The 13,577-nt window shown below is 53.9% G+C and carries 11 protein-coding genes; 9 read left to right on the top strand and 2 right to left on the bottom strand.

From position 1 onward, the window contains the following. Positions 1-68 precede the first annotated feature (68 nt). Genes def through trkA form a run of 4 tightly spaced genes read left to right on the top strand, consistent with a single transcriptional unit; the run spans position 69 to position 4,220 of the window. Entirely contained in the window at positions 69-575 is a 507-nt protein-coding gene (gene def / locus ACQ66Q_RS10160; RefSeq protein ID WP_377245778.1) for a peptide deformylase, read from the top strand. A gap of 11 nt (positions 576-586) precedes the next feature. Continuing rightward, positions 587-1,549: a methionyl-tRNA formyltransferase gene (gene fmt, locus ACQ66Q_RS10155; RefSeq protein WP_430456688.1), complete on the top strand. Its 963-nt coding sequence runs from the start codon at positions 587-589 to the stop codon at positions 1,547-1,549. Then, positions 1,546-2,847: a 16S rRNA (cytosine(967)-C(5))-methyltransferase RsmB gene (gene rsmB, locus ACQ66Q_RS10150; protein ID WP_430456687.1), complete on the top strand. Its 1,302-nt coding sequence runs from the start codon at positions 1,546-1,548 to the stop codon at positions 2,845-2,847. The genes fmt and rsmB overlap by 4 nt, the downstream gene beginning before the upstream one ends. Continuing rightward, positions 2,844-4,220, top strand: coding sequence for a Trk system potassium transporter TrkA (gene trkA / locus ACQ66Q_RS10145; RefSeq protein WP_430456686.1), 1,377 nt, complete (start codon positions 2,844-2,846; stop codon positions 4,218-4,220). The genes rsmB and trkA overlap by 4 nt, the downstream gene beginning before the upstream one ends. A 153-nt stretch (positions 4,221-4,373) precedes the next feature. On the opposite strand, the gene pepQ is transcribed toward trkA, so the two are convergent. Next, positions 4,374-5,696, bottom strand: coding sequence for a Xaa-Pro dipeptidase (gene pepQ / locus ACQ66Q_RS10140; RefSeq protein ID WP_430456685.1), 1,323 nt, complete (start codon positions 5,694-5,696; stop codon positions 4,374-4,376). Positions 5,697-5,762: 66 nt separating this feature from the next. Then, the gene (locus tag ACQ66Q_RS10135) at positions 5,763-7,679 is read right to left on the bottom strand and encodes a transglycosylase SLT domain-containing protein (RefSeq protein WP_430456684.1); all 1,917 of its coding nucleotides are present in this window, start codon (positions 7,677-7,679) and stop codon (positions 5,763-5,765) included. Positions 7,680-7,853: 174 nt separating this feature from the next. Here ACQ66Q_RS10135 and fadB point away from each other — a divergent pair, with 174 nt between their 5' ends. The 5 genes from fadB to ACQ66Q_RS10110 all read left to right on the top strand — a co-directional run bounded on the left by fadB (position 7,854) and on the right by ACQ66Q_RS10110 (position 13,535). After that, positions 7,854-10,007 (top strand): fatty acid oxidation complex subunit alpha FadB, encoded by a 2,154-nt coding sequence (gene fadB / locus ACQ66Q_RS10130; protein ID WP_430456683.1) that lies wholly within the window; start codon positions 7,854-7,856, stop codon positions 10,005-10,007. Between the two features lie 17 nt (positions 10,008-10,024). Beyond that, the gene (gene fadA / locus ACQ66Q_RS10125) at positions 10,025-11,191 is read left to right on the top strand and encodes an acetyl-CoA C-acyltransferase FadA (protein ID WP_208932514.1); all 1,167 of its coding nucleotides are present in this window, start codon (positions 10,025-10,027) and stop codon (positions 11,189-11,191) included. A gap of 123 nt (positions 11,192-11,314) precedes the next feature. Continuing rightward, the gene (gene tusA / locus ACQ66Q_RS10120) at positions 11,315-11,572 is read left to right on the top strand and encodes a sulfurtransferase TusA (RefSeq protein WP_377245809.1); all 258 of its coding nucleotides are present in this window, start codon (positions 11,315-11,317) and stop codon (positions 11,570-11,572) included. A 63-nt stretch (positions 11,573-11,635) separates the two neighbouring features. Beyond that, entirely contained in the window at positions 11,636-12,685 is a 1,050-nt protein-coding gene (locus ACQ66Q_RS10115) for a GGDEF domain-containing protein (RefSeq protein WP_377245812.1), read from the top strand. A 103-nt stretch (positions 12,686-12,788) separates the two neighbouring features. After that, positions 12,789-13,535, top strand: a complete 747-nt coding sequence (locus ACQ66Q_RS10110) for a MerR family transcriptional regulator (protein ID WP_430456682.1) — start codon at positions 12,789-12,791, stop codon at positions 13,533-13,535. Positions 13,536-13,577 lie beyond the last annotated feature (42 nt).

The raw sequence follows: 13,577 nt of genomic DNA, 5'->3' as shown, positions 1-13,577 counted from the left end.
CAGCGATTTAATGGCTAAAATTGAACCATAACACAGATATATTCACAAAGCATAATTTTGTAGGTGCCATGGCTGTTCTAACCGTTTTACATTATCCCGACGAGCGTCTGCGGACGATTGCCAAACCTGTTGCGGCAGTAACCGCAGAAACCCGTCAGCTAGTTGCTGATATGCTGGAGACTATGTATGCCGAAAATGGCATTGGTCTGGCAGCCACGCAGGTCAACGTGCATCAGCGTGTAGTGGTGATCGACCTGTCTGAAGATCGCAATCAGCCTCAGGTATTTATCAACCCGGAAATTACCGAAAAAAGCGGCGACACCACCTATGAAGAAGGTTGTCTGTCAGTACCGCAAAACTACGCCAATGTTGAACGGGCGGCCGAAATCACCTTAAAAGCGCAGGACACCGATGGCAACTGGTTTGAAGTGAAAGCAGACGGCCTGCTGGCTATTTGTTTGCAACACGAGCTGGACCATCTGGTCGGCAAACTGTTTATCGACTATCTGTCGCCGTTAAAACGCGATCGCATTAAGAAAAAGCTGGAAAAACAAGCCCGCGCCGCTAAAGCCTGACAGGAAACTCCGTGACCACACCGCTTCGTATTATTTTTGCCGGCACGCCGGATTTCGCTGCCCGCCATCTGCAGGCCCTGCTCGATTCTGAACATCAGGTCATCGCAGTCTACACCCAGCCTGACCGCCCGGCCGGACGTGGCCAGCAGCTGCAGGCCAGCCCGGTCAAACAGCTGGCTCTGACCCATAACATTCCGGTGTTCCAGCCGAAGTCACTGAAAAAGGCACCGGCGCAGCAACAACTTGCCGCGCTTGATGCTGACCTGATGGTCGTGGTTGCCTATGGCCTGATCCTACCGCAAGTGGTGCTCGATACGCCAAAATTGGGCTGTATCAATGTGCATGGCTCATTGCTGCCGCGCTGGCGCGGTGCGGCCCCAATCCAAAGAGCGCTGTGGGCCGGCGACGCAAAAACCGGCGTTACAATTATGCAAATGGATGCAGGTCTCGATACCGGCGCCATGTTAAGCATCGCAACGATGCCCATTGAAGCCACCGACACCAGCGCCACATTGTATGAAAAGCTGGCCGTCGTCGGGCCAGAAGCGCTGGTCGCAGCGCTGCAAGACCTCCCTGCGTTACAGGCGAAAGCCGAACCGCAGCAAGACAGTGCCGCCAATTACGCCGAAAAACTCAGCAAAGAAGAAGCCCAGCTCGATTTCAATAAAACGGCCGCCGCCCTTGAGCGCGAGATCCGCGCGTTTAATCCATGGCCGGTCAGCTACTTACAATTGGCTTCACAGCAACTGAAAATCTGGCAAGCCCGGGTAGAAACCGGCGCAGCGCAACCAGGCCAGGTGGTGCGGGTCGATAAAAAAGGTATTGCGATTGGTACTGCCGACGGTTTGCTCGTCATTGAGCAACTGCAGCCGCCGGGCAAAAAAGCCATGGCGGTAGTCGACTTCCTGAATGGCCGCGCTGACTGGTTCCAGGTGAGTCAGCAACTGCAAGCTGCACCGGAACAGCCACAATGAGCGCAAACTTACGCGCGACCGCCGCCACCCTGTGTTATCAGGTGGTTGATCAGGGCAAATCGTTATCCGACGTCTTACCTAAAGCCCAGCTGTTATTCAACAATCCGGCCGACAAAGCCCTGCTGCAGGAAATGTGCTTTGGCCTGATGCGCCAATTACCGCAGCTGGATTTTGTCTGCCAGCAACTGATGAGCAAGCCGTTGGTGAAACAGCTGCGCCCATTGCAGTTTCTGATTTATCTCGGCATTTATCAGCTGAAGTTCTTGCGCATTCCGGACCATGCGGCGGTAGGTGAAACCGTTGAAGCAGCGCGGTACTTAAAAGGTCAGTCGATGACCAAGCTGATTAATGGCGTTTTGCGTTCGGTGCAGCGTCAGCCGGAATTATTTGAATTCGCCGACGCGCCGCTCTCCGTGCAAACCAATCATCCGTCCTGGCTGGTGCAGGCACTGCAACAGGCCTATCCCCAGCAATGGCTGGAGATTATCGCTGCCAACCAGCAAAAAGCGCCGCTGTGGCTGCGGGTGAATACCAAACGCTGCTCAGTCGAGAAATTCACCGCGGATTTAACGGCGATGGAGATTGGCTTTAGTCAGCCGGTGCCGGAAATGCCTCAGGCGATCCTGCTCGATAAAGCCTGTGATGTGACTATATTGCCCGGTTATGTCTGGGGCTTCTTTGCTGTACAAGACCTCGCAGCACAGTATGCCGCAGTATTTCTGGCGCCGGAAAACGATGATCTGGTCCTCGACGCCTGCTGCGCACCGGGCGGTAAAACTGGTCACCTGCTCGAGCTGGCACCGGAAGCCCGCGTTCTGGCGCTGGATAAAGATCCGGCCCGACTGGTTCGGGTGCGGGAAAATCTGGCACGGCTTGGCCATGAGGCGGTGATCAAAGCTGCCGATGCCGCGGAACCCGGCCAATGGTGGGATGGTCAGCAATTTGACCGCATTTTGCTGGACGTGCCTTGCTCGGCTACCGGCGTGATTCGCCGCCACCCGGATATCCGCTGGCTGCGGAAAAAACCGGATATCGCAGCGCTGGCTTTGTTACAACAACAAATTCTGGCGGCGGTCTGGCCAACGCTGAAACCCGGTGGTGTGTTACTGTACGCAACATGTAGTGTGTTGCCTGACGAAAATCAGCTGCAGGTACAACGCTTTCTTGATGCGCAGCCAGATGCTCAGGCTATTCCGCTCAGCACCAGCCATACCGCCAGCGAATGGCAATTATTTCCGGGCCAGTCTCAGGCCGATGGCTTCTTCTACGCCAAATTGCAGAAAAAGGCGATTGCATGAAAATCATTATCTTAGGCGCAGGTCAGGTCGGTGCGACGCTGGCAGAGAATCTGGTCGGTGAAGAAAACGACATCACTGTCGTCGATATCAATGCCGAGAAACTACGAGCACTGCAGGACAAATTTGACCTGCAGGTGGTGCATGGCCACAGTGCACACCCGGATATTCTGAAAAAAGCCGGCGCCGAAGATGCCGATATGATTATCGCGGTCACGAACAGCGACGAAGTAAATATCGTCGCCTGTCAGGTTGCCTACAGCATTTTTAACACGCCAACCAAAGTGGCGCGGATTCGCACTAACCAATACATCAAATACCGCGACAAGCTGTTTAATAAAGATGATTTACCGGTCGACCACTTTATCGCACCGGAAACCTTAGTTACCGACTATATCCGCCGGCTGATCGATTACCCTGGCGCACTGCAAGTGGTTGAATTTGCTGGTGGCAAAGTCAGCTTGGTTGCGGTTAAAGCCTACTATGGCGGTCTGCTGGTCGGCCATGCCCTGTCGACGCTAAAAGAGCACATGCCGCATATTGATGCCCGGGTCGCAACCATCTACCGCCGCGGTCATGCCATTAAACCCATTGGCACCACGATCATCGAAGCCGATGATGAAGTGTTTTTTGTCGCTGCCACCAAGCACATCCGCGCCGTGATGAGCGAACTGCAGAAGCTGGAAAACAGCTACCGCCGTATCATGATCGCCGGCGGCGGTAACGTCGGTTATGGCCTCGCCAAGGCGCTGGAGAAAACGCATAGCGTTAAGCTGATCGAACGCAGTAAAGAGCGGGCCGAATATTTATCCAGTGCGCTGGAAAACACCGTGGTCTATGCCGGCGACGCCTCAGATCCGGAGCTGTTACAGGAAGAAAGTATCGACGAAGTAGATGTGTTCCTCGCCGTGACCAACGACGACGAAGCCAATATCATGTCGGCGATGCTGGCTAAACGGATGGGCGCGCAAAAAACCATGGTGCTGATTAAACGCAGCGCTTATGTCGACCTACTGCAAGGCGGCGAAATCGATATCGCCGTATCGCCGCAACAAGCGACCATTTCAGCGCTGCTGACCCACGTGCGGCGCGGTGACATCGTCAACGTTTATTCGCTGCGCCGTGGCGCAGCAGAAGCGATCGAAGCCATTGCGCACGGCGACAGCACCACTTCCAAAGTGGTCGGCCAAACCATCGGCAAAGTGAAACTGCCACCAGGCTGCACCATCGGCGCTATCGTGCGCGGTGAAGAGGTGTTGATCGCCCACGACAATATCGTCATCGAAACCGACGACCACGTGATTTTGTTTTTGGTCGACAAAAAGCACATCGGTGAAGTGGAACGGTTATTCCAGGTCAGCGCGTTTTTCCTTTGACCTGGCGCGGTCAGAGGCGCTGTTGTTTTGTTGTTTCTGACCTTCTGTTTTGCTTGGTCGGCAAAAATCAATATAACGAATACGTAACACAGTAAAACAAATTAGGGACTGAACCGCAGGGTCGCAGGGGCAAAGCCCCTGCAACCTAACGGCTTAAGCCAGCCCCAGATCCCGCGTCATATTCTCATTGCGTTCGCGATGCACGATGACGTTGTCTTCGATGCGGATACCACCAAATTGGCGGAAAGCATCAACTTTGCGCCAGTTGATGTACTTGCCCTGCTCGGTTGCTTTTAGATCCGCCAACAGCGAATCGATAAAATACAGGCCGGGTTCGATGGTGAACACCTGACGCGGTTCGATCAAACGGGTGCAGCGCAGGAAGGGGTGATCTTCCGGTGCCGCTACATGGGTGCCGCGTTCGTCCGCCATAAAACCACCGACGTCGTGTACCTGCAGGCCCAGATGATGGCCGATGCCGTGCGGGTAAAACGTCCGGCTGATGCCGCTTTCGACTATGGCTTGTGGCGATAACTGTACGAAATCAAAGTCTGCCAGCACCTGCGCGATCAGTTCATGCGATTTTAAATGCACTTCGGTGTATTTGATGCCGGGTTTTAAAGTATCCACTAAAGCCAGCTGTACCGCATTCATACTGTGGATCAGCGCCTGGAATTCATCATCCCGCGCGCTGTAGGTGCGGGTAATATCGGCCGCATAACCGTGAAAAGACGCGCCGGCATCGATTAAAAACGAGTGATGCTGCGCCGGTTTTTGCCGCGACAACACGGTGTAATGCAGAATCGCAGCGTTTTCATTCAGCGCAATAATGTTGCCGTACGGCACTTCATTCTCGCCCTGCTGCACGGCAGCCAGATAAGCCAGCTGAATATCAAATTCACTGCCACCATTGCGAAAACATGCTTCAGCAGCGCGATGGCCTTCGACTGCAATCCGATTAGCTTCGCGCATACAGGCCAGTTCGTAATCGGTTTTGTAGCCACGGAAATAATGCAGATAACTCAGCACGCCTTCCGGATTAAGCTGACTAAATCCCAACGCGCGCGCCAGCTCCAATTGCTCACCGAGATAAGCCACATTGGCTTTATCGTACGGCAGCAGGCTTTCCACTTTGGTCGGTTTATCAATCAGCTGAATATCAAAAAACCCAGACCAGAAGTCATTCGGCGCATCCGGCACTTTGTGCCAGAAATCGACCGGCAGATAAAACACCAGTTTGGGTTTATTGACGCCATCAACAATCAGCCAGCAATGCGGATTGTCGACAACAGGTAACCAGGCTTTGAATAACGGATTGGCCTTAAACGGATAATCCATATCATCAAGGAATTGGCGCTTGGCCTGACCTGAGTGGATCACCAGCGCATCCAGACTCTCACGCGCCAGGACGGCCTTAGTGCGTTGTTGCAGTTCAAACAAATGGGCGGCGTATAGAGCCTGATATGCTGGGCGCATCGGTATGTCCTGTTCGTTTTTTGCCATAGATTAACATAAAATCAGCAAACGTCAGACCGGCAGCAATCAGCCGGTCTGACCAACTTTCATCGTTGCCAGCGGCGCAAAAACATCCTGTTCCTGATTCATCCGGATATTATAAATCTGGTAATAGGCTAATACCGCTTTGACGTATTCACGGGTTTCTTTAAACGGAATGGTTTCAATCCAGACATCCAGTTCCATCTGACGATGTTTTGGGATCCAGCGCTGGACGTTACTAAAACCGGCGTTATAACTGGCCGTGGCAAACACCAGATTATTGTCGTTGGCACGCAGCAAATACCGCAGATAATCGGTGCCCATATCGATATTGGTGTTGGGGTTATACAGCGCTTCCGCTTTGACATTGCGACCGGCGATATGCTTGGCCGTGCGCGGCATGATTTGCATCAGACCTTGCGCACCGACGGGCGATTTTGCCGTTGGAATGAAGGTACTTTCACGTCGGGTGATCGCCATCGCCCAAGCTGGATCCACTTGCGCCGCTTTCGAGTGTTTTTGAATTTCTTTGTTGTATACCATCGGGAAACGCATTTCGACATCATCCCAATAACCAGCGTCGGCCAGCGCAAAAATCGCCCGGTCATACCAGCCATTGTCATAGGCCAGCTTGGCAGCGCTCAGTTGCTGCTGTGGCGTGCCGTATTTTTGCAGGAAGGTCAGCTCACGTTTGGCGGCATTGGGCCGGCCCAAAAGCTCCCACTCGCGCATCCGTTGCATGCTGTCACTTTTGCGAAACGCCTGATACTGCTCTTTGGTCACCGGTACTGGTTTATGCGCCAAACTCGGTGGCAGGCCCAATTTTGCTGCCGCCATAAAGCCGTAATAACCGCGGGTTGCCGCCAGTGCAGTCAGCATCTGCTTGCTTTGTTCCGTTTTGCCGCTTTGTTCATAGGCCCGCGCCAGCCAATACTGCCAGCTGTCATCTTTGCGGGTTTCTTCCGGTAACTCGTTCAGGACTTCAATGACCCGCGGCCATTGTTGCTGACGTAAATACCAGGTGATCTGCCACTGCAGAAACAGGTCGTCTTTCAGTTCCACCGGCACCATCGCCAGGAACTTCGCCGCACGGCTGTCATCTTTACTGGCGAGCGCGATCGCAAAATTACGAGCCACATCAATACGTTGCGGCTTAGTGAAATGCGGGTCCATTTCGTAACGCGCCCACACGGCTAACGCCTGATCCGGTTTTTTCCATACCAGCTTTTTCAGGCCAAAGGTCAGGATCTCGCGCTCCCACGGGTGTTTCAGCGGCAAAAACTTCTGCCGGCTGACCAGAGCAGGCTCTTCCAGCACTTGTTTCCATTTATCGCCGAGATATTGCAGTTTGGCCGGCAGCAGAGTTCGCAGGTACGGAATGATCCGGTCGTCGCCGCCGTCCGCAGCTTTGACCAGACGCGCCCACACCACTTCCGGCGTGCGTTGACCGGCTTTTTGCCAGCGTTTAAACAAAGCGTCACATTCTTTTGGCAGCGACTCGCCATCCAGCCACAGATGTGTCACATCAGGCCACACCGACGCCGGTGATTCATTTAACAGCCGTAGTTGCAGCGCAGCACAATCCAACACTGTATCTGTGCCCATCTGGTAGTGTTTCAGAAACGGCTGCGTCAGCTGCACGCCGGCCAGATACAACAACCAGCGTTTTTTCAGCGGCCATTCCAGCGGAGTACCCTGATGTTGCTGCAGAAATTTTTGTACCGCTGCAGTGTCACTTAACGTGCGGCTGATGTATTCCAGTTCGATATAAGGTTTCAGTGGATAGGCATGTAAATCGCGCAGCATTTTCTCCGCCTGTGCCAGCGGTACTTTGTGAATTTTTTTCTCTGCCTGCAGAAAACGTTCGCGCAATACGGTATCTGACGGCGCGGCCAGTGCGGGCAACAGCAAACCACCACACCATAACGTCAACACAGCAAACCCGGACTTCAATTGCCCCATGTTTCGAAAATCCACCTATAGTTAGTTGGTTGTCGCTGGCTGATTCAAACGCTTGTTTAAATAACGGTTGAATTTTTTCCTGAACCGCGACACACTGCTTGCGCACAAGACTCATCTGACCTGTTGCGACGATCCCAAAAGTATCTGTCACCTACGCGACGAAGGAGAACATCCATGATCTACCAGAGTTCCAGCATTACCGTGCAATACATTGCCGACGGTATTGCCGAGTTTACCTTTAACGCGGCCGGCTCGGTCAATAAATTCGACCAGCAGACGCTGGCGGACTGCCGCGCGGCCCTCGACATCCTCTATAAAGACAGCGCATTAAAAGGCCTGATTTACACCAGCGGCAAAGACGCCTTTATTGTCGGCGCTGATATCACTGAATTCCTTGGCACCTTCCAACAAGCAGAAGAACAATTGGTGCCCTGGATTAAACAAGCGTCAGACGTGTTTGACCTGGCCGAAGACCTACCAGTACCAACCGTTTGCGCCATCAAAGGCTTTGCACTGGGTGGCGGCTGTGAGTGGACTTTAACTGCTGACTACCGCGTCGCTGACACTACCACCAAAATCGGTCTGCCGGAAGTGAAGCTTGGCCTGATGCCTGGCTTTGGCGGCACCGCCCGTCTGCCACGCATCGTCGGAGCTGACACTGCGATGGAATGGATCACCACCGGCAAAGAGCGCGGTGCTGAGCAAGCGTTAAAAGAAGGGGCGATCGACGCCGTCGTTGCACCGGACAAATTAACAGCAGCAGCCTTATCAATGGTGCAGGATGCCATTGCTGGCAAACTGAACTGGCGCAAGAAACGTCAGGCCAAACTCGAGCCACTGAAACTGAATAAAACTGAAGCCATCATGAGCTTCAGCACTGCTAAAGGTATGGTATTTGCCCAAGCCGGCAAACATTACCCGGCACCGATGATGGCAGTGGAAACGATTGAAAAAGCCGCCCGCCTCGACCGCGCAGGCGCTGTTGCGCTGGAAAATGCCGGCTTTGCCAAGCTGGCGAAAACTACAGCAGCCACCGCGCAAATCGGTTTGTTCCTGAACGACCAGCTGATCAAAGCCAAAGCTAAACAAGCCGGTAAACAAGCGACCAAAATCATCAAAAAGGCCGCGGTGCTGGGCGCCGGTATTATGGGTGGCGGTATTTGTTATCAAAGCGCTTCCAAAGGCGTGCCGGTCGTGATGAAAGACATCAACGACAAAGCGCTGGAACTGGGCATGGGCGAAGCCATTAAGCTGCTTGGCAAACAAGTTGAGCGCAAAAAGCTCGATGCTGCCGGCATGGCCAAAGTCGTCGCTTCAATTCAGCCAACACTGTCGCTGGAACCGGTGAAAACGGTAGATATCGTGGTTGAAGCTGTCGTAGAAAACCCGAAAATCAAAGGCGCAGTGCTGAAGGAAATTGAAACTGTGGTAGCCGCTGATGCGATTATCACATCTAACACCTCCACCATTTCGATTAATTTGCTGGCCGCCAACCTGACCGACCCAAGCCGGTTCTGTGGCATGCACTTCTTTAACCCGGTGCATCAGATGCCACTGGTCGAAGTCATTCGTGGCAAAGATACCTCAGATGCAACCGTTGCTGCCGTGGTCGCATACGCGGCCAAAATGGGTAAATCACCGATTGTTGTCAACGACTGCCCTGGCTTCTACGTCAACCGCGTGTTGTTCCCGTATTTTGCCGGTTTCAGCAAGCTGCTGCTCGATGGCGCCAGCTTCGCGCAAATCGACAAAGTGATGGAGAAACAATTCGGCTGGCCAATGGGCCCGGCTTATCTGCTGGACGTGGTGGGCCTCGATACCGCACATCATTGTACTGACGTGATGGCTGACGGCTTCCCAACCCGGATGGCGAAACTTGAAAATGACCCGGTCAGCGTGATGTATGCTGCCAACCGCTATGGTCAGAAAAATGGCCTCGGTTTCTATGCGTACAGCAAAGACGCCAAAGGCAAACCGAAAAAAGATCTGGATCCGGCGGCGACCGCACTGCTGGCTAACGTCGCTGCTGCGCCGCGTGAATTCAGCGCCGATGAAATCATCGCCCGCACCATGATCCCAATGATTAACGAAGCGATCCGTTGTCTGGAAGAAGGCATTGTCGCCACCGCAGCTGAAGCCGATATGGGCCTGATTTACGGCTTAGGTTTCCCTCCGTTCCGTGGCGGTCCGTTACGGTACGCCGATACGATGGGGCTGGCCAATTTCGTGGCACTGGCTGACCAATACGCCGACCTGGGTGAAATCTATCAGGTCACAGACAAAACCCGCGCCATGGCTCAAAACGGCCAGGTGTTTTATCCGGTTTAATGGCGGAGAAATTGAAAATGAAACAAGCCGTTATTGTTGATTGTATCCGTACGCCGATGGGCCGCTCTAAGGCCGGTATTTTCCGTAACGTACGGGCGGAAGAACTGTCTGCTTATGTGATGCGCGGTATTCTGGAACGCAATCCGGGCCTGGCACCGGAAGAAATTGACGACGTGATCTGGGGTTGTGTCCAGCAAACGCTGGAACAGGGTTTTAACGTCGCGCGCAACGCGGCGTTATTGGCCGGCATTCCTCATTCGGTCCCGGCTGTCACTGTCAACCGGCTGTGTGGCTCGTCAATGCAGGCGCTGCATGATGCCGTCCGTTCGATTCAGTGTGGTATGGGCGAAGTGTATTTAATCGGTGGTGTGGAACATATGGGCCACGTACCGATGACCCACGGCGTTGATTTCCACCCGGGTCTGGGTGTGTCTGTCGCTAAAGCGGCCGGCATGATGGGGTTAACCGCTGAACTGTTGGGTAAAATGCATGGCATCAGCCGCCAGCAGCAGGACGAGTTTGGTGCCCGCTCGCATCGTCTGGCGCAAGAAGCCACAGTACAAGGCCGCTTTAAAGCCGAAATTCTGCCGGCGCTCGGCCATGATGCCGACGGCGTGCTGAAGCTGTTTGATTATGACGAAGTGATCCGGCCGGAAACCACAGTCGAAAGCCTGGCCGCGCTGCGCCCGGTGTTTGACCCGGCCAACGGCACTGTCACTGCAGGTACCTCGTCAGCGCTGTCTGATGGTGCTTCTGCCATGCTGGTGATGAGCGAAGACAAAGCCAAAGCTTTAGGCCTGAAAATCCGCGCCCGCGTCATTGGCATGGGTGTGGCCGGTTGTGACCCGTCGATCATGGGTTATGGCCCGGTGCCGGCGTCGAAAAAAGCGTTAAAAGCGGCCGGTCTCGACATCAGCCAAATCGACTTCTTTGAGCTGAACGAAGCTTTTGCTGCACAGGCACTGCCGGTGATGAAGGACTTAGGCTTGCTGGAAGTGATGGATACTAAAGTGAACCTCAATGGCGGTGCTATTGCGCTCGGTCACCCGCTGGGTTGCTCCGGTTCACGCATTTCCACCACGCTGATTAACGTGCTGGAAAGCAAAGATGCCCGTTACGGCCTGGCGACCATGTGTATTGGTCTGGGTCAGGGTATCGCCACTGTGTTTGAACGCGTCGAATAACCCAATTTTGACCGGATGACAAAGGCAGCTCAGGCTGCCTTTGCTTTTTAGCAGGCCGATATTTGAAATCGGTCGCACGCATCGTTACGATAACGCCTTTAGACTTTGACCGGAGTTTTGCTGATGTCCCCTGCTGCTGATGTGTTTTCCAATGCTGACCAGCAACTTGATGCTTTGGGTTTACGTTGCCCGGAACCTGTGATGATGACCCGGCTGACTATCCGCAAAATGCAAACCGGTGAGACCTTACTGATCATTGCTGATGATCCGGCCACGACCCGCGATATTCCGGCTTTTTGCCGCTTTATGGACCATGAATTACTCGCAAGCGACACCAGTTCGCTGCCATATCGCTATCTGCTGAAAAAAAACACAGCCTGACATTGTGTTTTACCGCTGCTTTCCTCAATACTGGGGACATTCACAGCGGAAGGAAACTGCTTAGTGCCCATCTCCCGCGCCAGCCTGGCCGAAGCGTTGTCGGTTGAACAAAATCGTCGCCGCTACATATTGCTGTTCGTAAGCTACATCACCTCCGCCATTATGCTGGTGCTGGGTTTGCGTCACTTGTTGAGTGAAGATTATCTGCTGCAGTTTATTTTGTTTGGTTGTGCTTTCAGTTTTTTACTCAATGCCGCCTGGTTTCACGCAAGCCAGCAGCTTGAAACTGCCTGTTTGGTTGAAGGGGTGCTGGTCGCCGCTTTTGTCACGGGGCTGGTGGTGCATGGCGGCTTCGAAAGTACCGCCTTGTATTGGGTATTTCCATTTCCGCCGATTTTATATGGTTTGCTCGGCCGCAAACGCGGCACTTGGCTGAATCTGGCGTTGTTGCTGACTTTGGCGGTGGTGTTGTATGGGCCTGATCTGGGACAAGCGCAATACCGCGCTGCCGAAAGCAGCCGGTTTCTGGCGTCTTTACTGACGCTGATCCTGGCCTGTGGCATCAATGAACACTTCCGTGAACGTAGCCATCACAGCATGGATTTGTTGCAGCGCAGCAAAGACAACCAAGCCAATACTGATGCGCTGACCGGTCTCGCCAACCGGCGTTTTCTTGATCAGAGCATGCCACATTATTTGCAGCAACAACCCGAGTTGCTGCTGCCGATGGCGTTGATCCTGGTCGACCTCGACCACTTTAAACATATCAATGACAGCTTCGGCCATGCCGAAGGTGACAAAGTGTTACAACAGATCGCCCGGCTGTTTCGCAGTAAATTGCGCCAGCCCGATATCGCCTGCCGTTATGGTGGTGAAGAATTCCTGCTGCTGTTACCGCACACTCAGCTGAGTGACGCGACCCGCGTCGCCGAAAAAATCCGCCAAAGCGTTGCCCAGCAACGTTTTTTGCCGCAACACCCGGAACTGGTGATCACCTGCAGTTTTGGTGTGGCCGTGCTCAGTGGCAGTGACGACTTTGACGAAGCGCTGCGCCAGGCCGACCAACTGATGTATCAGGCGAAGGCCGATGGTCGCAATCTGGTGCGAAGCTGAGCATTGCTGATCCGCTGAAATTTCTGCAAAAAATCCCGCTATAACTACTTGCGTCTGACGTTACGTCAGGCTGCAGACTGCCCGCTGTAAACAGGAGTCGGTTATGTCAACTTACAGCATTAGTCAGCTCGCCGCGCTTGCCGGCGTTAGCGTCCGGACCCTGCATCACTATGATGCGATCGGACTGCTGCAACCGGCTGGTCGCAGCAGTGGTGGCTATCGGCTGTACAACGAGCATCAGGTGCTGCAATTGCAGCAGATCCTTATGTTTCGCGAGCTGGAATATCCGCTGGCACAAATCCAGCAGATCATGCAGACGCCAGACTATGACCTGATCCACTGTTTACGCCAACAACAGCAGCTGCTGGCCGGGCGGATCGCACATCTGCAACGGCTGCAAAGCATGCTGGATTTTACTATCCAACAGCAGGAGTCTTCAGCGATGACCACGTCATCCCAGTTATTTAATCAATTCAGCCAGGCGACCTTGCGCGAAGAAGCAGCAAAGCGCTGGGGCGAAGCCGAGATCCGCCAGAGCGAACAGCAACTGGCGCAGTTAAGCGCGGAACAACAGCAACAGCTGGCGCAGGAAGGTGAACAAATCGCCCGGGGCTTAGCACAATGTCTGCATTTACCGGCCGATGCCGCCGAAGTACAGCTATGGGCCGTGCGCCAGCATCAGTGGCTGCGACAGTACGGGCCGTGTCCGTTACAGCGTCTGGTAATGCTCGGTGATTTATACGTCAGCGACGCGCGTTTTCAGGCTTATTACGACAGATTTGGCGCCGGTACTGCGGTGTTACTGCGTGACGCGTTGCACTGGTATGTCGCCAGTCAGTCAGCACCGTGATGCGCGCACAAATCGGGGCCAGTCTGAATGACTGGCCCCGAT

The sequence above is a fragment of the Rheinheimera sp. genome (genome assembly GCF_965283995.1).
Lineage (GTDB): Bacteria > Pseudomonadota > Gammaproteobacteria > Enterobacterales > Alteromonadaceae > Pararheinheimera.
This window is presented reverse-complemented; position numbering and strand designations above follow the sequence as displayed.